General features: G+C 51.3%; 24 protein-coding genes and 1 tRNA gene. 16 read left to right on the forward strand and 9 right to left on the reverse strand.

Going from position 1 to position 24,017, the window contains the following annotated elements; genetic code table 11:
* The first annotated feature begins 58 nt into the window (after positions 1–58).
* Positions 59–1,438, forward strand: a complete 1,380-nt coding sequence (locus HND56_05370) for a hypothetical protein (protein QKK05152.1) — start codon at positions 59–61, stop codon at positions 1,436–1,438.
* A 5-nt stretch (positions 1,439–1,443) separates the two neighbouring features.
* Here the strand turns inward: HND56_05370 and HND56_05375 are convergent, their stop codons facing one another.
* Positions 1,444–3,270: a sodium:proton antiporter gene (locus HND56_05375; protein ID QKK05153.1), complete on the reverse strand. Its 1,827-nt coding sequence runs from the start codon at positions 3,268–3,270 to the stop codon at positions 1,444–1,446.
* Between the two features lie 200 nt (positions 3,271–3,470).
* Here HND56_05375 and HND56_05380 point away from each other — a divergent pair, with 200 nt between their 5' ends.
* From HND56_05380 to HND56_05390, 3 genes are all read left to right on the forward strand, one after another.
* Positions 3,471–4,325, forward strand: coding sequence for an MBL fold metallo-hydrolase (locus tag HND56_05380; protein ID QKK06566.1), 855 nt, complete (start codon positions 3,471–3,473; stop codon positions 4,323–4,325).
* 84 nt (positions 4,326–4,409) lie between these two features.
* Complete coding sequence (locus HND56_05385; protein QKK05154.1) at positions 4,410–5,126, forward strand: hypothetical protein; 717 nt, start codon at positions 4,410–4,412, stop codon at positions 5,124–5,126.
* Entirely contained in the window at positions 5,123–5,905 is a 783-nt protein-coding gene (locus tag HND56_05390; protein ID QKK05155.1) for a hypothetical protein, read from the forward strand. The genes HND56_05385 and HND56_05390 overlap by 4 nt, the downstream gene beginning before the upstream one ends.
* Positions 5,906–5,910: 5 nt before the next feature.
* On the opposite strand, the gene HND56_05395 is transcribed toward HND56_05390, so the two are convergent.
* From HND56_05395 to HND56_05405, 3 genes are all read right to left on the reverse strand, one after another.
* Complete coding sequence (locus tag HND56_05395) at positions 5,911–6,381, reverse strand: nucleoside deaminase (protein ID QKK05156.1); 471 nt, start codon at positions 6,379–6,381, stop codon at positions 5,911–5,913.
* 4 nt (positions 6,382–6,385) lie between these two features.
* Entirely contained in the window at positions 6,386–8,878 is a 2,493-nt protein-coding gene (locus HND56_05400) for a response regulator (protein ID QKK05157.1), read from the reverse strand.
* A gap of 166 nt (positions 8,879–9,044) precedes the next feature.
* A tRNA-Leu gene (locus HND56_05405) sits at positions 9,045–9,129 on the reverse strand.
* A 124-nt stretch (positions 9,130–9,253) separates the two neighbouring features.
* On the opposite strand from HND56_05405, the gene HND56_05410 reads away from it, so the two are divergent.
* From HND56_05410 to HND56_05420, 3 genes are read left to right on the forward strand one after another with little or no spacing between them, the layout of a single operon-like run.
* Positions 9,254–9,898 carry a DedA family protein gene (locus HND56_05410; protein QKK05158.1) on the forward strand — a complete coding sequence of 215 codons (645 nt, stop codon included), beginning with the start codon at positions 9,254–9,256 and terminating at the stop codon, positions 9,896–9,898.
* Positions 9,899–9,921: 23 nt separating this feature from the next.
* Positions 9,922–10,581 (forward strand): disulfide bond formation protein B, encoded by a 660-nt coding sequence (locus HND56_05415; protein QKK05159.1) that lies wholly within the window; start codon positions 9,922–9,924, stop codon positions 10,579–10,581.
* Positions 10,582–10,584: 3 nt separating this feature from the next.
* Positions 10,585–11,163 carry a demethoxyubiquinone hydroxylase family protein gene (locus HND56_05420; GenBank protein ID QKK05160.1) on the forward strand — a complete coding sequence of 193 codons (579 nt, stop codon included), beginning with the start codon at positions 10,585–10,587 and terminating at the stop codon, positions 11,161–11,163.
* A gap of 154 nt (positions 11,164–11,317) precedes the next feature.
* Here HND56_05420 and HND56_05425 read toward each other — a convergent pair whose 3' ends face one another.
* A complete protein-coding gene (locus tag HND56_05425) occupies positions 11,318–11,878 on the reverse strand; it encodes an HNH endonuclease (protein ID QKK05161.1) in 561 nt (186 codons plus the stop codon).
* Between the two features lie 101 nt (positions 11,879–11,979).
* The gene (locus HND56_05430) at positions 11,980–12,645 is read right to left on the reverse strand and encodes a phospholipase (protein ID QKK05162.1); all 666 of its coding nucleotides are present in this window, start codon (positions 12,643–12,645) and stop codon (positions 11,980–11,982) included.
* Between the two features lie 71 nt (positions 12,646–12,716).
* On the opposite strand from HND56_05430, the gene HND56_05435 reads away from it, so the two are divergent.
* From HND56_05435 to HND56_05445, 3 genes are all read left to right on the forward strand, one after another.
* Positions 12,717–12,920 (forward strand): twin transmembrane helix small protein, encoded by a 204-nt coding sequence (locus HND56_05435; protein ID QKK05163.1) that lies wholly within the window; start codon positions 12,717–12,719, stop codon positions 12,918–12,920.
* Positions 12,921–13,019: 99 nt separating this feature from the next.
* On the forward strand, positions 13,020–13,367 hold the full coding sequence (locus HND56_05440; GenBank protein QKK05164.1) for a type II toxin-antitoxin system HicA family toxin: 348 nt from the start codon (positions 13,020–13,022) through the stop codon (positions 13,365–13,367).
* A gap of 90 nt (positions 13,368–13,457) precedes the next feature.
* Entirely contained in the window at positions 13,458–14,447 is a 990-nt protein-coding gene (locus HND56_05445; protein QKK05165.1) for a glycosyltransferase family 9 protein, read from the forward strand.
* A 35-nt stretch (positions 14,448–14,482) separates the two neighbouring features.
* Here HND56_05445 and HND56_05450 read toward each other — a convergent pair whose 3' ends face one another.
* From HND56_05450 to HND56_05460, 3 genes are all read right to left on the reverse strand, one after another.
* Entirely contained in the window at positions 14,483–15,016 is a 534-nt protein-coding gene (locus HND56_05450) for a hypothetical protein (GenBank protein ID QKK05166.1), read from the reverse strand.
* 111 nt (positions 15,017–15,127) lie between these two features.
* Positions 15,128–16,936 (reverse strand): ABC transporter substrate-binding protein, encoded by a 1,809-nt coding sequence (locus tag HND56_05455; protein QKK05167.1) that lies wholly within the window; start codon positions 16,934–16,936, stop codon positions 15,128–15,130.
* Between the two features lie 25 nt (positions 16,937–16,961).
* Positions 16,962–17,963 (reverse strand): adenosine kinase, encoded by a 1,002-nt coding sequence (locus HND56_05460; protein QKK05168.1) that lies wholly within the window; start codon positions 17,961–17,963, stop codon positions 16,962–16,964.
* A 92-nt stretch (positions 17,964–18,055) separates the two neighbouring features.
* On the opposite strand from HND56_05460, the gene HND56_05465 reads away from it, so the two are divergent.
* The 6 genes from HND56_05465 (at position 18,056) to lpxA (ending at position 24,010) form a co-directional block, all read left to right on the forward strand.
* Complete coding sequence (locus HND56_05465) at positions 18,056–18,646, forward strand: TetR family transcriptional regulator (protein QKK05169.1); 591 nt, start codon at positions 18,056–18,058, stop codon at positions 18,644–18,646.
* Positions 18,647–18,751: 105 nt separating this feature from the next.
* The gene (gene bamA, locus HND56_05470) at positions 18,752–20,992 is read left to right on the forward strand and encodes an outer membrane protein assembly factor BamA (GenBank protein ID QKK05170.1); all 2,241 of its coding nucleotides are present in this window, start codon (positions 18,752–18,754) and stop codon (positions 20,990–20,992) included.
* A gap of 48 nt (positions 20,993–21,040) precedes the next feature.
* Positions 21,041–21,643 (forward strand): OmpH family outer membrane protein, encoded by a 603-nt coding sequence (locus tag HND56_05475; GenBank protein QKK05171.1) that lies wholly within the window; start codon positions 21,041–21,043, stop codon positions 21,641–21,643.
* Between the two features lie 36 nt (positions 21,644–21,679).
* Positions 21,680–22,717 carry a UDP-3-O-(3-hydroxymyristoyl)glucosamine N-acyltransferase gene (gene lpxD, locus HND56_05480; GenBank protein ID QKK05172.1) on the forward strand — a complete coding sequence of 346 codons (1,038 nt, stop codon included), beginning with the start codon at positions 21,680–21,682 and terminating at the stop codon, positions 22,715–22,717.
* A 23-nt stretch (positions 22,718–22,740) separates the two neighbouring features.
* Entirely contained in the window at positions 22,741–23,208 is a 468-nt protein-coding gene (fabZ, locus tag HND56_05485; GenBank protein ID QKK05173.1) for a 3-hydroxyacyl-ACP dehydratase FabZ, read from the forward strand.
* 7 nt (positions 23,209–23,215) lie between these two features.
* Complete coding sequence (lpxA, locus tag HND56_05490; protein ID QKK05174.1) at positions 23,216–24,010, forward strand: acyl-ACP--UDP-N-acetylglucosamine O-acyltransferase; 795 nt, start codon at positions 23,216–23,218, stop codon at positions 24,008–24,010.
* Positions 24,011–24,017 lie beyond the last annotated feature (7 nt).

Here is a 24,017-nt window from a genome sequence, read left to right on the forward strand (position 1 = left end):
AGGAGTCGCTCTTTCTTACCGTCTAAAATAAAATAGACGTTTAAATTCAAGGAGAGCGATGATGCGTTTTTTAGCGGCTGCGGCGGTTTTTACCTTTCTGTCTTTGATGCCTGTCATTGCACAGGCTTGTTCCTGCGCAGGGCCGGGTAGTCCTGCTGCGGCGATGGAACGGGCGCGTGCGGTTTTTACCGGTCATGTCCGTGTTGTGAAGAACACCGCCGATAACACTGATCGTGTCATGATAGATGTGGATAAAATCTGGAAAGGCGATCCCGGAAAAGAATTTATTCTTGGCTTGCCGCGCCATGGCTGCGCTTATTGGAATTTTGAAGATCAAAAAGATTATCTGATCTATGCCGATAAATCATGGGATAAGGATAATCCCGACGGATACAGCGTGACGATGTGCAGCCGTACCAAAGTGCTGGAAAAAGCGCGGATTGAAATCCGCTATCTGGACGCGGCGGTTGCGGGCAGGGACACGACGGAACTGGATGCGGGGCTGGCAGCTATTTTGCTGAGCGAGCAGCCGGATAATATCCGTACGGAAGCCGCCATTATGCTGGGAGGATTGATACGCGACAGCACGGACACTGTTCCGGAAGAGGCGGTCAAGGCTCTGGTTGAGGCATCGCAATATGGCGGTACGGAACTGAAAACCGCGATTGCGGGCAATCTTGCCAATCATCACCTGATGGGCAGGCAGGATGTAAAAACAGCCCTGACCGCCTTGTTGGATGACAGGGTTTTTAGCGTACGCAGTGCGGCGGCGGGGGCATTGTCAATTATTGCGCGCAATAACAGCACGGTGTTTGCAGCGATTATGGCGGCGCTGGAAAAGACCCGTCAGGAAGCGGGCGGTGATATCCAAACACATCAGGCGATTTTCACCTCTATGGGGCGGTCGCTGGCGGCGACGGCCGCAACGGAGGAGGAAAAGGCGCAGGTGGTCGATACGCTGCTGGGGATGCTGGATGATATTCCCGAACCGTATAACAAGGTCACGCTTATTCAGCATATGGGCTTTCAGCAGGCGCGTGCAGGCAAAGCCGTACCAAAATTGCTGGAAATTCTGAAAACCGCTGAAAATTACCATCTGAAACAATATCTGCTGCTGGCTTTGGGCGATATCGGTGCGGTGGAGACGCGCAATCATATCCGCCCCTATTTGAAAGATGAAAACTGCTATGTTGTCGGTAGTGCGGTCACGGCTTTGTATAAAATTGACACGGCAGCATTTCCGCAATTATTCGCGCAGGAGATCACGCCTGTGATCAAGGCACGTTTTGATAAATGCAGCTATGAACTGACCAATGCTTTGCAGACAATAGGCAGCGAGGCAAAAAGCCTGAAGCCGTTTCTGGCGGAAAAATATCAAAAGATGCCGGAGAGCGACTGGAAGAAGAAACAGCTGGGCAATGTGCTGGAAAAACTCTGACAGTGTTACTCTTCCGTATAGACGGCGCCATCGCTTTTCTCGAACAGGATCACCAGCTCGTCTTCTTTCGGTCTGATATGCGAGGCGGGATCCTGTGAATAAAAACTGACCAGACCGTTTTTGGCGATAATGCCGATGGTCAGCCGCGTGTCGCTATCTTCGGGGATCAGCAGGGCACCGTCTTTTTCAGGTTTGCCGACACGGGTGGTGCGGAAACGCCAGCCTTCGCGGAACTGCTCTTTGATATTGTGCAGCGTCAGCTCGGCCTGTGTCAAAACCCGCCCTTGCAGAATATTGGCGATTTTCCGGCGCTCTGAACGTTCGGTATCGCCCGGATTGATGCGGAAGACCCGTTCTGTGCCGTATTCATAACCAAACGTCTCACAAAGCAGTGCGTTATAGGCCGGGCTGTAGGTTGCGGCGATCAGGGTATTGTATTTATTGAATTCCAATGCGAATTCGGTTTCCTCCGATAACAGTTCACCGTAATAGACGGGAATATCCGCCAGCCGCGCCTTGCCGAGCGAATGCCAGCTGTTATCGACGACCATGACAGGTACATTGCGCGCTTTCAGGACTTCCGCGAACTGGATCGACCATTGATGTGCGCCAACAAATATCACGCCGTTAATTTCCTCGGAACGCAGATTCAGACGCCGCGCCAGCGGTTTGATCATCAGACTGTGCAGCACAACGCTGACGACAACAACGGCAAAGGCGATCGGCAGAACTTTTTCACCATCTGCAAATCCGGCCTGGGTCAGCAACGGCCCGATAACACCGGCCATGGCGGCGCAGACAATCCCGCGCGGCGCAATCAGACCGGCCAGCAGGATTTCACTCCGCGTCATTTGCGTGCCGATGGAACACAGGAAAAAGGTCACAGGGCGGATCAGGAACAGCAGGCAGATAATAAACAAAACACTGCGCCAGTTTAGTTTCAGCAAAACGGCAAGGTCAAGATCGGCGGTCAGCAGAATAAAAACGCCGGAAACCAGCATCAGCGTGATGGTTTCTTTAAAGCGTTTAATCTCCTCCAATCCGGCGGTGTTGATATTGGCAAGGGTCAGGCCAAGAACGGTGACGGCAATCAGGCCGGATTCATGCAGAAAAACATCGCAGCCGAAAAAGACGGAGAGCACGACCGTCAGCAAAAACGGCGTTTTCAGATATTCGGGCATATAGCCGCGCTCGAAAGAGCGTTTGACCAGATGGGCGAGCATGAAACTGCCGACCGCAACCACGGCCAGCGTGATACCGTTTTCAAAGAAAAACGAACTGCCGGCATGCCCTTGGCCACGTTCGGAGGCAACAAAATATTCATAAGCCAGAATGGCAAAAATGACACCGATGGGGTCATTGACGATCCCTTCCCATTTCAGGATGGAGCCGACGCGCGGGTTCAGCCGCGCCTGCCGCAGCATCGGCATGATAACGGTCGGGCCTGTGACAATCAGCATGCCGCCAAGCGTGACGGCAACAGCCCATTCCAGTCCGGCGACGTAATGTGCGGCGGCGCTGATGACGACCCAGCTTACGGGCGCACCAAGAAAGATGATATGCCGCACAGCCATCCTTGTTTCGCGCAATTCCTTGAAATGCAGCTGTAGGCTGCCCTCAAACAGAATGATGGCAACGGCGGCGGCAATGGCAGGCTGCAGAAGATCGCCCATCAGGACATCGGGTTTGATAACCCCTGATATCGGGCCGAGAATAAAACCGAAGCCGAGCAGGAAAATAATCGCAGGCACGTGCAGCCGCCATGCTGTCCATTGCGCCAATATACCGGCGATGGCAATTACGACAATCTGGACGGCAAGAAACTCTGTCACAGCGGCCTCCATTATCTCCCCTAATCGTTTCTTATGGTTATATTTTTTTAAGGCATCACCATAAAGGCTTGCGGCGCATATGGCAATCATTTTTTGCAGCGCAGCATGAAGGCGCGGTGCGCTGTTGCTTGACTTGGTGCAGGCAGAGGATTAGTTTTGAAAATATAACATGAAAAACAAAAAAAGAAGGCTGGCAGATGATGGACGTAAAATCCTTTTTTGATCCCGATACCTCGACCGTGACGCATCTGGTGATTGACCCCAAGACCAAAAGCTGTGCGGTGATTGATCCTGTCATGGAATATGACGCGGTGACAGGGGCGCTGAAAACAGGAGCAGCGGATAAGCTTGTGCAATATATTCAGGATAACGGGTTGAAACTGGAATGGCTGTTGGAAACGCATATTCATGCCGATCATTTGACGGCCTCTGCCTATATCCGCGACCAGATCGGCGGCAAAATCGCCATCGGCGAAAAAATTACGGATGTGCTGAATTATTGGGTGCCGTTTTTCAATACCGATGCCGATACGCCGCCCGATGGCAGCCAGTTCGACAAGCTTTTGAAAGACGGTGAAAAGATCAAACTCGGTGATTTGGAAATCGGCGTGATCCATACGCCCGGCCATACGCCGGCCTGCGTCAGCTATCATATCGAAGATGCGGTTTTTGTCGGTGATACGGTGTTTATGCCGAATTTGGGAACGGCACGTGCCGATTTTCCCGGCGGCGATGCGGGGGAGCTGTATGACAGCATCCAGAAAATTTTTGCCCTGCCGGATGAAACGCGGGTCTTCATCTGCCATGATTACCCCGCCAATGGCGGTGCGCCGTCATGGCAGACGACAATCGGCGAGCAGAAAAAGGATAACGCCTTTGTCGGCGGCGGCGTAACAAAAGAGGATTTTGTCAGCAAGCGCGAGGCGCGGGATAAAACCCTGCGCGTGCCGCAATTGCTGCTGCCCTCGATTCAGTTCAACCTGCGCGCAGGCAAATTGCCCGATGCCGAAAAGAACGGCACACATTACCTGAAAATTCCGATTAATAAACTGTAATACTTGTTTTATGCAGCCTTTACACCCTTTTAAGACCCCCATGCTATACTGGTAAAGCGAGGGTCGGGGGGAGAGTGTGCGGGCATGTGGCAACTTGTTCCAAAAACATCGTTAAAGATTGTGCTGCTAACGGTTTTTGCCGTTTCTGTGCAGCTGCATGATATGCGACCCGCATTTGCTGATCCCGTATGTGCGCAAATGGATACCATTGTCAAGAAAACGATGAACCGGTATGCGGATGATAAAGAGATTTATCTAAAGCAGATTGACCAGTCATTCATGGCACTGACCAAAGGCGCAGATTCTATCGACCGTGAAACGCTACAGGAAAGGTTGCGGGAGAACATTCTTGCTGAAGCAGCGAGGCGGCAATGGGGGGATATGCTTTTTTATGATGAAAACTATGATGGTCAAGTGACTCTTGCAGAGGTCAAAAAGCTTGTCAATTATGGTTTTATATCTGTTTATTCATCGGCGCGACAAATGCACTTTTCTTATAACGCTGATGGAAAAGAACGCATTGAAAAAAGGATTAGGCAGGTTATGGAAGCAGACCGTGACGGGGATGGCACCATCACACAAGAGGAGATGGCCGTGCTTGATGAAAAAACAATCGAAAAGGTACTCGCGGGGGATAATAATAAAAAATATATGCAGAGATATCTGCGTTGGGTGTCGGGTGAGAGCGTGTTGACACGAGGAATGTTTTTGCAACGCGCAGCATATTTTTTTGATGAGCTGGATGAAGACCGAAACGGTCAATTGTCAGAACAGGAACTGATTTGTGCTAGGCGGAGATGAAAAAGAAAATTATTCTTAGTTTGATTATTTTATCTTTGGCGATGGCTATAATGTGGGGCTTATCGCAGTTTTTTGCTGTGCCGGAAAAAGCTGCGTTACCCACAGTTTCTTGTGAAGGAGGGGAGCCAAATTCTTTCCCGTCAGCATTTGTATGGGCGGCGCATAGTCACAGCAAAGCTCATCAAGATGTTAAGAGACAAGATTATGTGCGTAAGCTACAAGAAGGCTTCAAAGGTTTCAGTCTGGGGCAAGAATTTATCAATCAAGCCATATTTAAAGAGGCCGTTGAACGTGATCTTCAAGGAGGGATACGCAAGCAGCGTGCAGTCTTGCTGGGAAGATTTGATGTGAATGGAGATTCTCAGCTTACATCGGCGGAAGTTAGGAACGGTATGGAGGATTTGTACTGGACTGAACTTAAGCGTGCTGAAAAAGAATATAACAAGGTCATGCGGCTAGATACAAATCATGACGGTACTCTTGAAACAAAGGAAATTATTCAGCTTTATCCCGAAGAAAAAGAACGCATTATAAAAGCAACAGCCACGTGGTATAAGCCGTATGCCGCGCTTTTGTCTGATAAGAAAATTGACGTTGACCATCTTGGTACGAATGTGCCCAGACTCTTTTCGCGCAGGGGCAAATTAACAGTCGGGCAATTTATCCAACAGGGCAAGCGCGTATTTGATGGGTTTGATTACGATGAGGACGGCGTGTTGACGAAACCGGAGTTAAGCTGTGCCTATAATGTTCGACATATGTGGGGAGGATGTTTTTGATGCACTCAACCGCCCCAATCTTCCTGCCACAAGGAGGGTTGTTCGGTGCGGAATTGTGCGGCGAGGGTAATGCAATTTTGCGCGGCAAGGCTGTCTGCTTTGTTCAGCACAATGACCTCAACACCTTTTGCTTGTAGGAAACGGACGGTTTCATCACTGCCCGCATTTTCGCAATCGCCGATGACAACGCGGGGAATGCCGAATTGTGCAATTGTGCCTGCGCACATAAAGCAGGGCTGTAGCGTGGTGTAAAGCGTCGTGTTATGGCGGTTTGTCATGCGTCCGGCAGCGCGCAGTGCCGCCATTTCGCCATGCAGAATCGGATTGCCTTCCTGCACCAGCATATTATGACCTTGCCCCAGAACCGCACCATTCGCGTTATCAACCAGCACGGCGCCGATCGGACAGCCGCCTTCATCATAGCTTTTCCGCGCCAGCCCGTAGGCGGTTCTCATATGGGTTTCATGGTCATGCATCGTTTTAAAGAGAGCTTTCTTTCAGGACGTCTTTCACATCCTTATACGCCGTCTGGATTTCCTTGAAAAGCGTTTTACGTTCATCTGCGCTGGCCGTCAGCATATTCTGCGCCTTTTCGCAGAGCGCGCGCAGATTGCGGGCACCCATCATGGCCGATCCGCCTTTCAGCTTGTGCGCGGCTTCGGACCATGCCTTGCATTTGCCATCCTTGCAGTTTTTTTGCAGTGTCTTGACGATTTTATCCGATTGGGTGATGAAAAGCGTAATGTAATTCTGCAATTCGTCCTCGTCATCCATAAAGGCTTTCAGATCGGTCAGATCCGCTGCGGGCAGATTTTCTTCATCTTCGGGGCGCAGTGCTACAGGTTTTTTCTTCTCCGGCAATGTAAACCAGCGGCTGAAAACCAGATCAAGCTCATCGGGATTGACGGGTTTGGTCACATAATCATCCATACCGGAATCAAGGCATCTTTCACGGGCACCGACCATGGCATCCGCCGTCATGGCAATGATCGGCATGCGCGGCTTACCGGAGGATTTTTCAAGGTCACGAATTGATTTTGTCAGTTCAAAGCCGCTCATTTCCGGCATGTGGCAATCCGTGATGATCAGGTCATAATCTTTCTTTTTATATGCTTTCAATGCTTCGGCACCGTTATTTACAATGTCGAAATCCCGGATATGCTTCCGTGTGAACAGCTTTTTCATCAGGGACTGGTTCAGCAGATGATCTTCTGCCAACAGCAGGGAAATTTCCCGCAGGTTTTTACGCTCTCCCTCCGGCAGGAAATCTGTTTCTTCGCGGTGGAATGCCTGTTTTTTCAAGACGGGGCGGATCTCCGAGGTTTTAAACGGAATATGCAGCGTGAAGACCGAGCCGTGGTCAACGACGCTTTCGACATTAATGCGGCCATCCATGGCCTCGACAAGTTGTTTGGTGATACTGAGCCCCAGCCCCGTGCCGCCGAAGCGCCGTGTGGTTGAACTATCGGCCTGCGAGAATTTCTCGAAAATAAGCTCAAGCTTATCTTCGGGAATGCCGATACCTGTATCGGCGACGCTGATTTTGAGCTCGACCTCATCCCCGTCTTCATCCTGTTCCTGACAATCAATCGTCAGGGAAACGGAGCCTTCATCTGTGAATTTTACGGCATTACTAATCAGATTCATGATCACGCGGCCGGTGCGGACAGGGTCACCCATCAGGTAAGGCATCTGCGGCTTGTTATAGGTGCAGGAAAGGCTGATACCTTTTGCACTGCTGGGAATCATCATATTTTCAACAATATTGTTGATGACTTCCTGCAGGGAGAAGGAGACTGATTCCAGTTTCAATTCACCGGCTTCAATTTTGGAGAGATCAAGCAGATCGTTCAAAATCTCGAGCAAATTATCGGCTGAACGGTAAACGACGCCGACCATCTCCTTATTTTCTCCGGATAGATTGTCATCTTCGTATAAAAGATGGGTCATGCCCAGAATACTGTTCATCGGGGTGCGCAGTTCATGCGAAACATTGGCCAGAAATTCCGATTTGGCGGCATTGGCAAGTTCGGCCAGATCCTTGGCTTCCTGCAATTCGACGGCAGCCTGCCTTTGTTTCCGATCGACAGCATCGAGAATGACGGCAACCCACCAAACCAAAGCCGTGAACAGAATGACAATCACCAGAACGAAGGAGGCGAAAGCGGCTATTTCTCCTATGGTGCCTTGTTGCAGAGCCAGACGGAACAGCCATCCCCCCAGTACCGGAATGACAACCACCAGCGGTAAAAGACGGCGCGTTATGACGCCGCCGGGGCCGGTGCTGCTGAAAACCTGCATGAGCCCATGCGTGGGGCGTGCAAAAAATATGGCGGTATTGAGCAGTAAAAAACAAAAGGCTGTGTTCAAAGCCATGGGAATGAATGCATCAACGCCCGTCAGATCGACGGAGTTATACAGATAGCCGATAAAAGTCAAAAAACCGAATTGGAATCCCAGAATGGCGAAAATTTGCGCAACCCAGACACGGCCGATCCGCCAGTCGAGAAAGAAAAGCGCCAATCCGGATAAAATGAAAGCAGCAGCAGTATTCGGTGCCATGCGGTTGGCATAGCCGAGAGCCAGTGCCTCTTTATCCAGTTTTTCACGGAACAGCATTTGGTCGAAACCCGTATCCGTGCCGGTAAACTGGTTCAGGAAATAAGTCACGGCAATTAGAAGAGCGCCACCGGCACAGAGTTTTCCGGCGATGAGCAGCCTGCGGCTCTCTTTGACGGTATGCAACCACAGGGAGACAACGGATAGTAAAAAGGCGAGGGCGGTTCCGCCGGGATTCATTGCCGTCATACCCGGAAAAACACTTTTCATTGTGGCATTATCAAACTGCCAGCCAAGCAGAACGCTGAGGCTGACGGCACCGACAACTACTAAGAAACCGCGCGCCAGCAACGGCAGGATGGACAGCAAATAGTCGTGGCGCTGTCGGTCGATATCTAAACGGTCGTTTTTCATGAATATCTAGAATTGAAAACAGTTAAAATATATCGTGCCTTACTGGCACTTGTAATATTAAATAATGAAACGGCGCGGAAGAAAAGTGTTTTTTTAACTCTAAAAATTTACATGTAATATCAATTCACTGTATTGGTATTCTTAATGCTGTTCTTAGGAAATGTTTTGGTGCGGGTGGCCGGAATCGAACCGGCACTCCAAAAGGAACGGGTGTTTGAGACCCGCGCGTCTACCTATTCCGCCACACCCGCGGCGCCGGTCATATTAACGCGTATCGGGATGAAAAGACAAGCGTAATTTTCACCCGGCGTTCCGCCTGTCGGCGATAAGAATAAAAAATTGCATTTGCGGGGCGAAAGCCTTATCTTGTCCGCCATGAGTGATGATGTAATTGAAGAAAAAGAAGCGGCGGAAAAAACGGCCGCGCCCGTGAAATGCTCTCCTTTGCGCAGGCTGTATGACTGGGCAATGGGAATTGCCGGTCATCGTCATGCCGTGCCGTGGCTGGGGTTCATTTCCTTTATCGAAAGTATGATTTTTCCGATACCGCCGGATGTCATGCTGATGCCGATGTGTCTGGCGGAACGCCGCAAAGCCTTTTTCTTTGCGCTGGTCTGCACGGTGGCTTCGGTTCTGGGCGGGCTGGGCGGCTATATGCTCGGCCATTTGTTTTATGAGGGTTTCGGACAAAAAATCGTTGCCTTTTACGGTTACGAAGAACCGTTCATGAAATTTCAGGACTATTATATTGAATGGGGTGTCTGGATCGTGCTGTTGGGCGGGCTGACGCCGTTCCCGTATAAAGTCATCACGATTGCCAGCGGTGTTGCCGGGTTGAATCTGTGGCTGTTTATGTTGGTATCGGTGATTGCGCGCGCTTCACGCTTTTTTCTGGTCGCCGCTTTGCTCTGGTTTTTCGGTGAAAAAATACGTATCTTTATAGAGAAGTATCTCGGGCTGCTGACGCTATTGTTTTTCATGTTACTGCTCGGAGGCTTTGCCGTTATCAAATATCTTTAAAATGAGGGAGGTTTGAAAACGCCATGCAATGTTCCGGATTACCGCAGATTGATACGCGTCTTGCCGCGATTCTGTTGATGCTGGGCAGCGCTGCAATGCTGCTGGGGGCGCTGTTTTTTCAGGAAGTGATGAATCTGCCGCCTTGTCCGCTGTGTATCTATCAGCGTGTTCCTTATATCGTTGTGATCGGGTTGAGTGTTCCGGCCATTCTGTTGCGCGGGTGCCCGGCTTTGATCATGTTGGCGCTGTCCGCGCTGGCTTTATATATTGATGCCGGTATTGCGGGTTTCCATGTCGGCGTTGAAAAAGGCTGGTGGGAAGGTCTTGGTGAATGCAGCGGCAATTTCAACGCCAATATGACGATTGAAGAACTGCGCGCCGCCGTGCTTGATGCGCCGATTGTCCGCTGTACCGAAGTACCCTGGTCGCTGTTTGGTATTTCAATGGCGGGTTATAATATGGTCATCGCAACGGCGATGGCGATTTTTGCCACATTATCGGTTTGCGGCATGTGCTGCAAAGACACCGTGTGTATTCCTGAAGGAACGGGCAATATCGCCGACCGCCCGAAAGGCAATGCCATGTCTGCCGATATCGGCAAAATTGCGGATAAGCCGAAAAAGAAAAAAGCCAAAGCCGCGAAAAAACCTGTGAAAAAATCAGGGAAAAAAGGAAAAAAATAGCATATGGCGCGTCAATTAAACAGAAAGCTGCCCGGTGATAAGGGAGTAACCGGCAAGACGCGGGCGGAAGAGAGTATCGCCCGCATGATCCGCGTCAATCATGCCGGAGAATACGGCGCACGCCGCATTTATCAGGGGCAGTTGAAAGTACTGGGCAAAGATCCGGAACTGCGTGAAACGCTGGAACATATGGCCGCGCAGGAAGAAGAGCATCTGGCCTATTTTGAAGGTGAGATTATCAAACGCCGCGTGCGCCCGACGGCGCTGCATCCGTTATGGCATGTGGCAGGCTATGCGCTTGGCTATGCAACGGCGCGGATCGGGCCGGAGGCGGCGATGGCCTGCACGGTTGCGGTGGAAGAGGTGATTTCGGATCATTACGGTGACCAGCTTGCGGCATTGGCGGAAACAAAAGACGAGGCGGATTTGCGCAAACATATCGCCAAATTCAAAGCCGAAGAAGAAGAACACCATGATATCGGCCTGGAACATGATGCCGAACAGGCACCGCTTTATAAACTTCTGACAGGCGCAATCAAAACAGGCTCAAAGCTGGCCATTGCTGTCGCCAAACGTATTTAGAGCTGTCATCGTTTCATATGGGCTTCGTTGCTTCATCGCTCATGTACTGTTCGTACACATCGCTCTTCGCGTCTACCCCATATAGGAACGCTGTTCGCTCTCGCGTATTGATAAAGTGACCGTGAAACCGGTCGCGGTAGACATCGTTTAACCTTTAAGCATCCAGTTCAGAATCCCAGTACAGATAATCGCCCCAGCTTTCATGCAAAAAATTAGGCGGGAAAGCCCGCCCGTTTTCTTGCAGTTCGTAGATGCTGGGGGTGGTGGGGTTCCTAAGCGGGTGCATATGGCATTCGCGCGGCAGCTTGTCGCTTTTTCTCACATTGCAGTCATTACAGGCTGCCACGATATTTTCCCATGTCGTATCGCCGCCGCGGCTGCGGGGGATAACATGGTCAAATGTCAGCTCGTGTGTTTTGAACGTTTCGCCGCAATACTGGCATTGCCACATATCACGCAGAAAGACGTTAAAACGTGTGAAGGCAGGCTTATGATGCGGCATCACATATTCCTTCAGCGCGATCACGCTGGGAAGCCGCATTTCAAAGCTGGGCGAATGGACGCTGCGGTCATATTCGGACAGAATATGCACACGATCCATGAACACCGCTTTGACGGCTTCCTGCCATGACCATAAAGACAAAGGAAAATAGCTGAGTGGACGGAAATCCGCATTCAGAACAAGCGTCGGGCAATTGTCAAGATGGAGTGACATTCTCTCTCCCCTTTCTCCCGTTAACCGGAAAGATAAGAAGAATCCTTCCGTAGCTCTATTATATCATATTTTCGGCGGGTTGAAAAAACATTCGCCGTTTTTTAGCCAAGAATGCGGGCGAGGAATTCCGTCCCTTTTTTCAGACCTTTTTCATCAATGGAATGCCCCAGATGCGGGCAGGCCAGTATTTCGAGATCAAAATTCTGTGCCTTTAATGCGGCTTCCGCCATTTCCAGACTGCGGAAGGGGACAACATCATCGGCTTCGCCATGAATCAGGCAGATGGGTAGCCTGCTTAAAGGCCCTTCATCTTCATCCAGAAACAACACACCGGAATAGCCGAGAACACCGGCATAAGGCTCATCGGCATAAAGGGCGGTATAGAGTGATGTCATTGTGCCTTGCGAAAAGCCGCAAAACGCCAAGTCCTTGTTTCTTAATTTATATTTATCCAGAACTTCCCCGATATAGCCCTCCAGCAACGGCTTTACGCGGCGCAGTTCCATCAGAATACGGGTGGGATCACGATCTCGCAGGCTGAACCATTGATAGCCGACAGGCGCCATATCGCACGGATAGGGGGCGTCAACGGAGAGAAACAGCACATCGGGCATGTCCGGTGCCATCAGCGGTGCCAGCGCAATGAGATCCTCGGCATTCGAGCCGAGACCATGCAGAAAAAGCGCTATTTTTTTTGGCGGATTGCCCGATTGCGGCGCGAGCGCCAGTGTACGCAGTGAAAAATCAGCTATCTGTTGAATCTGCATTGTTTTCTCCCTCTTTTGACCGTATATTGAGCGCAAACAGGGGCAAAATCAACCGCGAAAGGGCCGAATCAATGAAAAGTTTTACAATTGTCATCGTTTTGGCGCTGATGCTGGCTGTTTTGGGTGCGCTGGGCTTTGGTTTGTGGCAAATGGCGCATGACGGCGAAGACCGCCGCAAGAAAAGCAACAAGATGATGCAGCTGCGCGTCTATTTGCAGGGGGCCATTCTGGCCTTGCTGGCATTGATGGCGGTTTTTACCGCGATGGGCGATTAGCGCCAAATATCCTCTTTATGAATAAATTGACCATGAGCGTTTATTATGTTAAAATAATGACGTATTGCCGATTTATAAAAAAAGAAGGTGGATTGCGCGTTGAAACTTCAGAAACTAAAAGACGAAGCAAAAAAATTCGGCTATTCACTCGATAGCAGCGCCGGCGGACGCCATTCCAGCAAATTTGTGAATGAACAGACAGGCCATAAGGTTCCTGTGCCGCAGCATGGCGGCGGTAAGGAAATCAAAGACGGCACGGCCAAGGCGATCTTGAAACAGATGGGCTATACACCGCCGAAGAAAGATGCGGTCATCACCGTAAAATCCGCCGAAGAACTGGCGACGGCAAAAGCAGTCAAAAAACAAGTTATGGCGCAGCGCACATGGAAAAAACAGATGCAGCAGCATCGCCGCGGTTTGGGCAAACATCCCGGCCCGGCTCCTTGAAATCAGCGTGATTCCTTTTTTACTTTATAAATAACCCGTGTTACTGTCATCTCCGTTATTGACATCAAAAAATACGGGAGCGGTTTTGCCGTGAAAATTCTCTATATTACCTCCAACCGTTTGGGTGATGCCGTCCTGTCAACGGGGCTGGTGCGCCATTTTGAGGAACATTATCCCGATGCGGAGGTGACGGTCGCTTGCGGCGGGTTGGCGGAAAGTATTTTTGCGCCTGCGCCGGTCGTGACGCGCGTTATTCCGATGAAAAAAAGAAGCTGGTCGCGGCACTGGCTTGATTTATGGCGCGATTGCCGCACGACGCACTGGGATATGATTGTCGATATCCGCAACAGCGCGGTGTCGCGTGTGCTGCGCGGCGGTAAAAAATATATTTTCAGCGGCAAGGGGGATAACCGCTTGCATAAGGTTGAGCAAATGGCCGCCGTGATGCGGCTGGATGTTCCGCCTGCGCCAAAATTATGGTTTTCGCCGGAGCAGGTCAAAACGGCGCAGCAATATATTGCAGATGAGACCATGCCTGTTCTGGGAATCGGCCCTGCGGCAAACTGGATCGGAAAAATATGGCAGACGGAGCGTTTCGCCGAACTGGTGCGCCGTTTGACGGCAAAAGACGGTATTCTTCCCGATGCGCCTGTCGCGGTTTTCGCCGCACCGGGGGAGGAGGAGATCGCTTATAAACTGCTGGAAACTATTCCGGAGGCGCGGCGCATTGATGTCATTGCCAAGCTGGATCCGGGAACGGCGGCGGCGGTCATTTCCCGTTGCGCATTATTTGTCGGCAATGATTCCGGCCTGATGCATTGTGCGGCGGCAGCGGATGTGCCGAGCGTCGGATTATTCGGTCACGGATTTCCCGCACAATACCGCCCGTGGGGCGATCATTGCACTTATGTACGCACGCCGGAAGACCCCGCTGAATTGCTGACAGCCTCAGGCGTGGATCACCCGTCGCTGGTAACGCATAGTCTGATGGATTCTTTAAGCGTCGATATGGTGGAAGAGGCGGTGACAAAGCATTGGCACAAGACCGCCGGTGCTGCGGACAAGAAAAAAGCAGGCTAAACAGCCTGCTTTTTCTTAGGCGACGCAAATCAGCGTCAGTCATTCATACGTTGATAATCATCCGTTTTGAATTTTTCGCGGCGCATTTCTTCAGCCTCTTCCAGACTGCTGGTGCCGTATTCGCGGATGGCTTTCGTCACTTTATAGTTTTTCTTTGCTTTGTCGGCATGCTGATAGCGGACATATTGTACGCGTTCCCAACCTTTGTGGCGCATGCAGCTTTCAAAATCATGGAAGTCACTATGGTCAATGCGCATATCTTTGAAACGTGCGGGCGTTTCAAAGTAATCCAGATCACCGGATTCTTTCAGAGCCTTGTGATAGGCACTGTGTGTTTCAGGCGGTGTGGTTTCACGCAGAGCTTCGAGCTCAACCAATTCGTCAATTTCGCGAACGCAACCGGCAATATTCTGCTCGAGCTGTTGCTGTGCTTTCGGGCCTGTCATATACAGTGCCGAATGCATTTCAATACGCTGCCAATAGGCCTCTGCCATATTCCGGGGCGTACATCCTGAGAGAACCGCCGTCAGAACACAGATGCTTGTGAATGTGCCGATACGTTTTAGCATTTTAAATCAAACCTCTTTTTACTTGTTACGCGAGGGGTGGAAGGCCCTTCCTTGCGGAAAATAGAAAACTTCTTGAAATAGTTTAGCACAGCCGACAAAAACGCCAAGTGTTTAATTTGCTTTTTCGTCAAACCACCATGTCTCAATCACCGTACCATAGGTCGGTACATTGGGGGAAGAGGATAAATGGGCATCATGTGCCACCAGATCTTTTCCCAGGTAATAGAGGGGGATGGTGTAATATCCCCATAGCAGGGCGCGGTCCAGCGCACGGGTCTGTGTGACAAGCGCTTCGCGGCTTGGCGCCTGTGCGATGCTTTGCGCCAGCGCGTCAATGGCGGGGTTTTTCACACCGGGATAATTGCGGCTGCCGTTCATATCGGCGGCGGCGCTGCCCCAGTAATTCACTTGTTCATTGCCCGGCGAGAGGGTATTCCACCATGTAAAAAAAACCATGTCATAGTCAAAAGAATCCAGCCGTCCCTGATATTGCGCACTTTCAACCTGCCGCAGATTGGCGGTGACCCCTAGTCTTCGCAGTGATTGCGCAAAGGCGAGGGCGATTTTTTTCTCCTCCTGCGTTTGCAGCAGGATTTCAAAACGGAACGGTGTACCGTCTTCCTTACGGACCAGTTGCTGGTCAACGATATGCCATCCGGCCTCGTCCAGCAATTTGAGGGCTTTGCGCATATTGCTGCGGCGGTCGGCGCCGTTATCGGCCGTATAAATATGGGTAAACAGTTCCGGCGGCAGTGCGTCTTTATAATCCGTTAGGGCATCCAGCTCGTCACCTGCGGGGAGACCGCGGGCGGAGAGTTCGGAATTCGGAAAGAAACTGTCGGTACGTTTGAAGGCGCCGTAAAACAGATTCTTGTTCAGCCAGTCGAAATCAAACATCAGCGACAAGGCCTGTCGCACTTTGCGGTCGGAAAAAATATCACGGCGGGTGTTGAAGACAAGGGAGCGCACACGTTCGGGCCGATCATGGGGGATGGCGCGGGCAAGAATACGGCCTCCCTGCACGGCGGGGATATCGTATCCGGTTGTCCATTTGCCGATATCATTTTCACGGCGCAGATTATATGTACCGCTTTTGAAGGCTTCAAAAGCAATGTCGTCATCGCGGTAATAGCTGAAGATGACCGTGTCAAAATTATAATGCCCGGCATTGACGGGCAAATCACGGCCCCAGTAATCTGGCACTTTTTCGTAGGTAATGCTGCGCCCTGTATCGACCGCAGAAATTTTATAGGGGCCGCTGCCCAGCGGCGGGGTCAAGGTGGTTTTGGAAATGTCATGCCCTTCCGCCGTCCAGTAATGTTTAGGCAATACCGTCATCATTGCCAGAATAAGTGCGGTTTCCGCATCATAACCTTCGCCGAAATCAAAACGGATGCTGTCTTCATCCAGTTTTGTGACTTTATCGACCATGCCGTAAACGCGCTGCCGGACGGGATGCCCGTATTTGCGGTAGGAGTCATAGCTGAAAATCACATCATCCGGCGTCATCGGCGTGCCGTCATGGAAGCGCGCTTGCGGATTCAGGTTGAAGATAATAAAGGAGCGGTCTTCCGGTATCTGAATTGTTTCGGCAACCAGACCGTAGAGCGTAAAAGGCTCATCCCAAACACGCGTCATCAGCTTGTCTTGCGTTAACTCAAGGTGGCTGGCGACACTTCCTTTTATAATCAGATTGTTCAAATTGTCGAAATGACCGATGACCGCCTGATTTAAAACACCGCCTTGCGGCGCATCGGGATTGGCGTAATCAAGATGTATGAAATCCGCCGCATATTTCGGTGCGCCATGCATGGCCAGCGCATGAACGGGCGGCGGCAAGTCATCGGCATGGGAAATTGCGGGTTGGAAAAAAGCAGCAAAAACAAAAAGGTAGAAAATTTTTTGAAAGAATTTTCTCATATGATTTTGTCGATTTTCTCATGCCTCAGGCGGCATGCCCTATTTTTTCTTCCAGCAGTTCGGCCAGACTGATTTGCGGTCTTGCGCCCATATGCGTCAATGCTTCGGAAGCGGCAATCGCCCCCATGCGTCCGCAGACATCCAGCTTGCGGCCATTGGTATAGCCATGCAGAAATCCTGCCGCATAAAGGTCACCGGCACCTGTGGTATCCACGACCTTCCCGACGGGCTCGGCAGCAATATCAATAACTTTGTCAGGCGTGACGATCACGGAGCCGTTCGCGCCGCGTGTCAGCACAGCCAGTTCGCAATTTTGCTGGACGGCGTAAACGACATCTTCAAAGCTGTCGACTTCGAACAACATTTTGTATTCATTTTCGTTCCCGAACAGAATATCGACATGATTGACGACAAGATCATGGAATTCTTCGCGGTGGCGCTCGACACAGAACACATCCGAAAGGGCGAGGGCGACTTGCACACCCGTTTCATGCCCGATTTCCGCAGCCTGACGGAAGGCCTGTTTCGCACGGCTGCGGTCGAACAGATAACCTTCCAGATAAACGATTTTGGCGGACTGAATCAGTTCGGGGCGGATATCCGTCGGCGCGATCCAGACGCTGGCACCAAGAAAGGTGCACATGGTGCGCTGTCCGTCCGGAGTCACCAGAATAAGGCAACGTGCCGTCGGCGGGCCGTCCTCAAGGCGCGGCGTATCATAGGTGACGCCCATGGATTTCATATCATGCTGGAAAACATCGCCGAGCTGGTCCTGTGCGACCTTGCCGATAAAACCCGCCTGACTTCCCAGCGATGCAAGGGCGGCAATCGTATTGGCAACGGAGCCGCCGGAAATTTCAACACCCGGTCCCATTTTGCCGTAAAGTTCGCTGGCCTGATCAGCCTCGATCAGCGCCATCGTGCCTTTTGTCAGTTGCTCCTGCACCAGAAACACCTCTTCGGTATGGGACAGAACATCGACGATTGCATTGCCGATCCCGACGACACTCAGTTGTTTGCTGCTCATGCTCTTATACTCTTCCGTTTCTTTATTATTGTCTTTGGTTCTTTATAAATAGTCTGCTATGGTTCAAAAAAAAATTACAGACGTCAAGACTAATGACAGAACGCGAACAAAAAAGACAGAAAATTCTCGCCGCAGCGCTGGAATTGGCCGCAAAAAGGGCGTGGGACTCCGTCTCTCTTTTAGACATTTCCCGCGAAGCCGGATTGCCGCATCAGGACATCACCGCTGTTTTTCCGCAGAAATACGACATCACCGAAGCCGTGTTGCGCGATATAGACGATCATATGAGCATTGAGGATCTCGGTCTGGACGAGGCGAGGGATTCGCTGAAAGACAGACTGTTTGAAGTTGTGATGTTCCGCTTTGACCTGCTGAACGAAAACAGGGAGGCAATGGTCTCGATGCTGAAACCGGCGATGCAGTCACTGGAACAGGCCGCACGGCACAAGCAGGGTTTTTGCCACAGCATGCGCCTGATCATGGAAAAGGCGGAGATGGATTGCAACCATGTGCTGAAAGAAGATATTTTGATTGCGGCGCTGGCACTGGTCTATATGATGACGGTAAAAATCTGGCTGAAGGATGACAGCCCGGACATGACAAAGACAATGGCGGCGCTGGATCGCTATCTGGCGCGGATGCTGAAAATTTTACCCTTGTCAGACAGGGCGGAAGCGGCGTAGAAAAGCGTCTGGTCAAAAACAAGAAGTTCTGTTAGGCTGAACATTGGGAGAAGGTACAACAAAGAAGCGATGCTCTTGAATTTCATCAGATATTTACTGCTGTTGATGACGGCCGCATGCTTATTTCTGCATACGTCCGCCGCCTATGCCGAGACCGTTGAAAAGATTCGGATCGAAGGCGCGGAGCGTATTGAACCCGCGACGGTCATGACCTATCTGGACATCCAGCCCGGCGATGACCTGACGCAGGACAGGCTGAACCAAAGCCTGAAAACGCTGTTCGGTACGGGGCTTTTCGCCGATATCGACTTTTATATGCAGGGCCGTGATCTGGTCGTGCAGGTGATGGAAAACCCTGTCATCAATAAAATCGCTTTTGAAGGCAATAAACAATTAAAGAATGAAGACCTGCTGGCGGAAATCCGTTTGCGCCCGCGCGTCGTTTTTACCCGCACAAAAGTACAGACGGATGTGGAGCGGTTGCTGGAGGTTTATCGTCTCAGCGGTTTGTTCTCGGCCAATATTGAACCGAAAATCATTAAGCTGGATCAAAACCGCGTCAATCTGGTCTTTGAAATTTATGAAGGCCCGAAAACGCGTATCCGCAATATCAGCTTTCTTGGTAATCAGCACTTCAGCAATGCGAAACTGGAAGGCGTCATCCGCAGCCGCGAGGCGGCATGGTACCGCTTCCTGTCCGCGAATGATAAATACGACCCCGACCGTTTGGCATTTGACCGTGAATTGCTGCGCCGTTTCTATCTGAACAGCGGCTATGCCGATTTTCAGATTACCTCCGCCGTTGCGGAATTGTCGCAGGACCGCAAGGACTTTTTCCTGACCTTTACGCTGGAAGAGGGCGAGCGCTATCGTATCGGCAAGATCAGCGTGGAAAACAATGTGCAGGAATTGCAGGCGGATTGGGTGCGCGGACTGATCGATCTGAAAGAAGGCGCGTGGTATAATGCCGAGGCGGTTGAAAATACGGTCGTGAACCTGACAACGGAGATCGGCAACAGGCAATATGCCTTTATCGATGTACGCCCGCGTGTGGAGCGTCGCCGGGCGGATAGACAGGTTGATCTTGTCTTTGTTGTCAATGAAAGCGCCAAGGCCTTCATCAATAATATCAACATCAGCGGTAACGTCCGGACGCTGGATCAGGTTGTCCGCCGTGAAATGCTGCTGGTGGAAGGCGACCCGTTCAACCGCACCAGAATTCAAAAATCAAAACAGAATGTCAAAGACCTCGATTTCTTTGAAGAGGTGGAAATACGCACCGTGCCGACGGCTGTGGAAGACAAGGTTGATATTGAAGTTGAAGTGCAGGAAAAATCCACGGGCGAGCTGATGATCGGTGCGGGTTTCTCGACAGCCGATGGCCCGCTGGCCGATTTCCGCCTGCGTGAGCGTAACTTCCTCGGCAAAGGGCAAATGCTGGACTTTACAACGACATTGTCCGGCGTTCGTACGGAGTTTGAATTCGGCTTTACCGAGCCTTATTTCCTGAACCGCGATTTACAGGCCGGTTTCAATGTCTTCCACATTACGCGTGATTTGCAGGATGTCAGCTCCTATGACCGCCGTCAGACGGGCGGGCGGTTGTTTACCGATTACCCGCTGGCGAAAAACCTGCGCCAGACCTTGTCATACCGTCTTGAAAAGAACGAGATTACCAATGTGCAGCCGACAGCTTCGTTGTTTATCCAGCTGCAGCAAGGCAAGCGCGTGACCTCTGCCGTTGCGCAGCGTCTGACTTATGATACGCGTAACAGCACGACAGACCCGACGGAAGGCGGTATTTTCCGCTTTGATACGGAAGTCGCCGGTCTGGGTGGGGATGCGCGTTATCTCAGCACCCGTATCGGCGGAAATTATTACTGGCCTCTGACCAAGCAATGGATTGTCAGCGTCTTGGGAGAAGCCGGTCATATCGTGGCCTTTGGCGGACAGACAATTCAGATTAATGAGCGTTTCAGTCTGGGCGGCACGACATTGCGCGGTTTTGAGCGCTCCGGCGTAGGTCCGCGTGACTTTGCGACGTCGGATGCTCTGGGCGGCAATACCTTCTATCGCGGTTCCGCCGAAGTCGGCTTTCCGCTTGGATTGCCGGAGGAATTCCAGATCCGCGGTCACATGTTCAGCGATTTCGGTAGCTTATGGGGTATTGACGGCAGCGGTGCGGGGCTTGTCGGTGAAGATGCCAGTCTGCGTCTGTCCGTTGGTGCAGGTGTGTCGTGGAAGTCGCCGCTGGGACCGATCCGCGTGGATGTGACGGCGCCGATTCTGAAAGAAGACTTTGACATTACGCAGGTTTTAAGCTTTAGTTTCGGAACAAGCTTCTAAAGCTTCGAAAAGATTCGCAAAATAGGTTCAAAAAAAGGGGGCAAGGTGATGAAGAATTCACCCGTATTCGCTGTATCAATGAAAAAGACCGTGTTGCATATATTGGCCGTACTGGCTTGCGCCGGGCTGCTTTTCAGCGGAACGCCTGCAGCGGCGGAAACAAAGGCGGCAAATGCCGCAACGGATGGTCAGTTGACGATCGGTATCGTTGATATGGATTTGCTGATGCAAAAATCATCTGCCGCCAAACATGTCCGCAGCCAGATTGATAAAAAACGCAGTACGTATCAGGGGGAACTGAAAGCACTGGATCAAAAACTGGCGGCAACAAAGCAGGATTTGATGAAAGGCGACGCAAAGCTGACGCCGGAAGACTTGAAGAAAAAGCAAAGCATCTTCTATGAAAAAGTGGTCGCGGCGCAAAAGAAAACACAGACCGAGCAGCGTGCCATGGATGCGGCTGTCGAGCGCAGTCTGAACGAGCTGCGTAAAAAAACCGCGCTGATTATCCGCGATGTTGCCAAAGAGCGTAAAATCGATGTCGTTCTGTCGCATCAGGCCGTGATTATCGCGGCAAGCGCATTGGATATCACGGATGAAGTGCTGGCGCGGCTGGATAAAGACATGAAAACCCTGCCTGTGAAATGGTAAACCTGTTTTCATCTCTTAAAAACACGGGATAAGTGTATGGCAGATCAGCGCTTCTTTAAAAACTCAGGCCCCTTTACATTGCAGGAGATTGCAGGCATTGCAGAGGCATCGCTTTCCGATGGCGCGGCGGGAGCAAAGCTGTGTGAAGATGTGGCACCGCTGGATCAGGCGCAGGAGATTCATGTCAGCTTCCTCGACAATAAAAAATATCTGGATCAATTTAAAATGACAACGGCGGGCGCCTGCTTTGTGCGTCCCGAACTGGCGCAATATGCGCCGGAAAAAACCGTCTGCCTGATTGCGGATAACCCTTATAAAGCCTATGCGCTGGCTGCACAGAAATTTTATCCCGAAGCCGCGGCGGAGACGGAACAGATTGCGCCAAGCGCTGTGATTGACGAGAGCGCATCGCTTGGTAAGGGCTGCGTTGTCGGACCGGGTGCGGTCATCGGCCCGCATGTAAAAATCGGCAAACAGACCCGCATTCAGCCGGGGGCGGTGATTGAAGAAGCCGTGGAAATCGGCGATGACTGCATTATCGGCGCCAATGCGGTATTGAGCCATTGTCTGATCGGCAATCGCGTACATATTTATCCCGGTGTTTGTATCGGGCAGCGCGGTTTTGGCTTTGCGATTGATCCGGCGGGCTTCGTATCCGTGCCGCAGCTGGGGCGCGTGGTGGTGGAAGATGATGTTGAAATCGGCGCGAATGCAACGATTGACCGCGGCGCAGGACCGGATACGCTGATCGGGTCGGGAACGCGTATCGACAATCTTGTCCAGATCGGGCATAACGTGCAGATCGGCAGCAATTGTGTGATCGTTGCGCAGACAGGTATTTCCGGCAGCACGGAAATCGGTGATTTTGTGATGCTGGGCGGGCAGTCAGGCATTGCGGGACATTTGAAAATCGGATCGGGGGCGCGGATTGCCGCGCAATCGGGTATTATGCGTGATATCGCGCCGGGCAGCGGCGATTATATGGGCTCGCCCGCCGTACCGCTGCGGCAGTTTATGAAGCAGGTTGCCGTTCTGTCAAAACTGGCAGGCGGAAAAAAGAAAAGTAAAAAGTAACGAAAAATCTGAGGTCTTTCGCTATGAGTAAAGAATTTGTCATCGACGCGGAACGCATTATGAAGATGATTCCGCACCGTTATCCATTATTGCTGGTAGACCGCATTCTGGAACTGGAAAAGGGCGAGCGCGCCGTGGGGTTGAAAAACGTCACGATGAATGAGCAATTCTTCCAGGGCCATTTTCCGGGCGCGCCGGTCATGCCGGGCGTGCTGATTATCGAGGCAATGGCACAGACATCTGCATTGCTGGTGGTGGAAACCATCGGAAAAGAGCTGGAAGGCACGCTGGTCTATTTCATGGCGATTGATGATGCAAAATTCAGAAAGCCTGTTGTTCCGGGGGATGCCCTGCATATCCATGTCGAAAAACAGCGGTCACGCGGCATGGTTTGGCGGTTTATCTGCAAGGCAATAGTTGGGGACACATTATGTGCCGAAGCCGTTGTGACGGCGATGATCGTTGACCGTGAAACCAGAAAACAGGCATGAGGGAAGAATGACAAATAACATCCATGAAACGGCGATTGTCGCCTCCGGCGCAAAATTGGGTGCTGATGTAAAAATCGGTCCTTACTGCGTGGTCGGTGAAAATGTTGTATTGGGCGATCGTGTCGAACTGAAATCCCATGTTGTGGTCGAAGGGCGCACCACAGTGGGCGAGGAAACAGTCATCTTTCCCTTTGCCTCCATCGGTCACCCGCCGCAAGATTTGAAATTCAAAGGGGAAGAATCCGAACTGATTATCGGCAAGCGCAATAAAATCCGCGAACATGTGACGATGAATCCCGGCACGGCGGATGACAGTATGAAAACAATTGTCGGTGATGACTGCCTGTTTATGATGGGGTCGCATGTGGCGCATGACTGCATGGTCGGCAATCAGGTTATTCTGGCGAATAACGCGACGCTGGCGGGGCATGTCCATGTCGGTGATTTTGTTATTCTGGGCGGGCTGTCTGCCGTTCACCAGTTTGTCCGTATCGGCTCGCACGCTTTTATTGGCGGTATGTCGGGCGTTGAACATGACGTTATTCCCTATGGCATGGTCAAAGGCGAGCGCGCCTATCTGGCAGGGCTGAACTATGTCGGTCTGGAGCGCCGCGGCTTTGAAAAAGATCAGGTGCAAACGCTGCTGAAAGTCTTCCGCCAGCTGTTTAAAGGCGAGGGGACATTGGCTGACCGCATGAATGCGGTTGCGGATGAACATGCCAATGATGATTTTGTCATGACGATGGTGAATTTTATAAACAGCCGGGAAAACCGCGCCCTGTGCCTGCCGCGCACCGGTTAACGGGGGC

It is taken from the genome of Pseudomonadota bacterium (assembly GCA_013285465.1).
Taxonomy (GTDB): domain Bacteria; phylum Pseudomonadota; class Alphaproteobacteria; order Micavibrionales; family CSBR16-224; genus CSBR16-224.

What these genes read in the sequence shown, in the direction of transcription:
- HND56_05370 (QKK05152.1), top strand. Translation starts at nt 59, where the DNA reads ATGATGCGTTTTTTAGCGGCTGCGGCGGTTTTTACCTTTCTGTCTTTG.
- HND56_05380 (QKK06566.1), top strand. Translation starts at nt 3,471, where the DNA reads ATGGACGTAAAATCCTTTTTTGATCCCGATACCTCGACCGTGACGCAT.
- HND56_05385 (QKK05154.1), top strand. Translation starts at nt 4,410, where the DNA reads ATGTGGCAACTTGTTCCAAAAACATCGTTAAAGATTGTGCTGCTAACG.
- HND56_05390 (QKK05155.1), top strand. Translation starts at nt 5,123, where the DNA reads ATGAAAAAGAAAATTATTCTTAGTTTGATTATTTTATCTTTGGCGATG.
- HND56_05395 (QKK05156.1), bottom strand. Translation starts at nt 6,381, where the DNA reads ATGCATGACCATGAAACCCATATGAGAACCGCCTACGGGCTGGCGCGG.
- HND56_05400 (QKK05157.1), bottom strand. Translation starts at nt 8,878, where the DNA reads ATGAAAAACGACCGTTTAGATATCGACCGACAGCGCCACGACTATTTG.
- HND56_05410 (QKK05158.1), top strand. Translation starts at nt 9,254, where the DNA reads ATGAGTGATGATGTAATTGAAGAAAAAGAAGCGGCGGAAAAAACGGCC.
- HND56_05415 (QKK05159.1), top strand. Translation starts at nt 9,922, where the DNA reads ATGCAATGTTCCGGATTACCGCAGATTGATACGCGTCTTGCCGCGATT.
- HND56_05420 (QKK05160.1), top strand. Translation starts at nt 10,585, where the DNA reads ATGGCGCGTCAATTAAACAGAAAGCTGCCCGGTGATAAGGGAGTAACC.
- HND56_05425 (QKK05161.1), bottom strand. Translation starts at nt 11,878, where the DNA reads ATGTCACTCCATCTTGACAATTGCCCGACGCTTGTTCTGAATGCGGAT.
- HND56_05430 (QKK05162.1), bottom strand. Translation starts at nt 12,645, where the DNA reads ATGCAGATTCAACAGATAGCTGATTTTTCACTGCGTACACTGGCGCTC.
- HND56_05435 (QKK05163.1), top strand. Translation starts at nt 12,717, where the DNA reads ATGAAAAGTTTTACAATTGTCATCGTTTTGGCGCTGATGCTGGCTGTT.
- HND56_05450 (QKK05166.1), bottom strand. Translation starts at nt 15,016, where the DNA reads ATGCTAAAACGTATCGGCACATTCACAAGCATCTGTGTTCTGACGGCG.
- HND56_05455 (QKK05167.1), bottom strand. Translation starts at nt 16,936, where the DNA reads ATGAGAAAATTCTTTCAAAAAATTTTCTACCTTTTTGTTTTTGCTGCT.
- HND56_05460 (QKK05168.1), bottom strand. Translation starts at nt 17,963, where the DNA reads ATGAGCAGCAAACAACTGAGTGTCGTCGGGATCGGCAATGCAATCGTC.
- HND56_05465 (QKK05169.1), top strand. Translation starts at nt 18,056, where the DNA reads ATGACAGAACGCGAACAAAAAAGACAGAAAATTCTCGCCGCAGCGCTG.
- bamA (QKK05170.1), top strand. Translation starts at nt 18,752, where the DNA reads ATGACGGCCGCATGCTTATTTCTGCATACGTCCGCCGCCTATGCCGAG.
- HND56_05475 (QKK05171.1), top strand. Translation starts at nt 21,041, where the DNA reads ATGAAGAATTCACCCGTATTCGCTGTATCAATGAAAAAGACCGTGTTG.
- lpxD (QKK05172.1), top strand. Translation starts at nt 21,680, where the DNA reads ATGGCAGATCAGCGCTTCTTTAAAAACTCAGGCCCCTTTACATTGCAG.
- fabZ (QKK05173.1), top strand. Translation starts at nt 22,741, where the DNA reads ATGAGTAAAGAATTTGTCATCGACGCGGAACGCATTATGAAGATGATT.
- lpxA (QKK05174.1), top strand. Translation starts at nt 23,216, where the DNA reads ATGACAAATAACATCCATGAAACGGCGATTGTCGCCTCCGGCGCAAAA.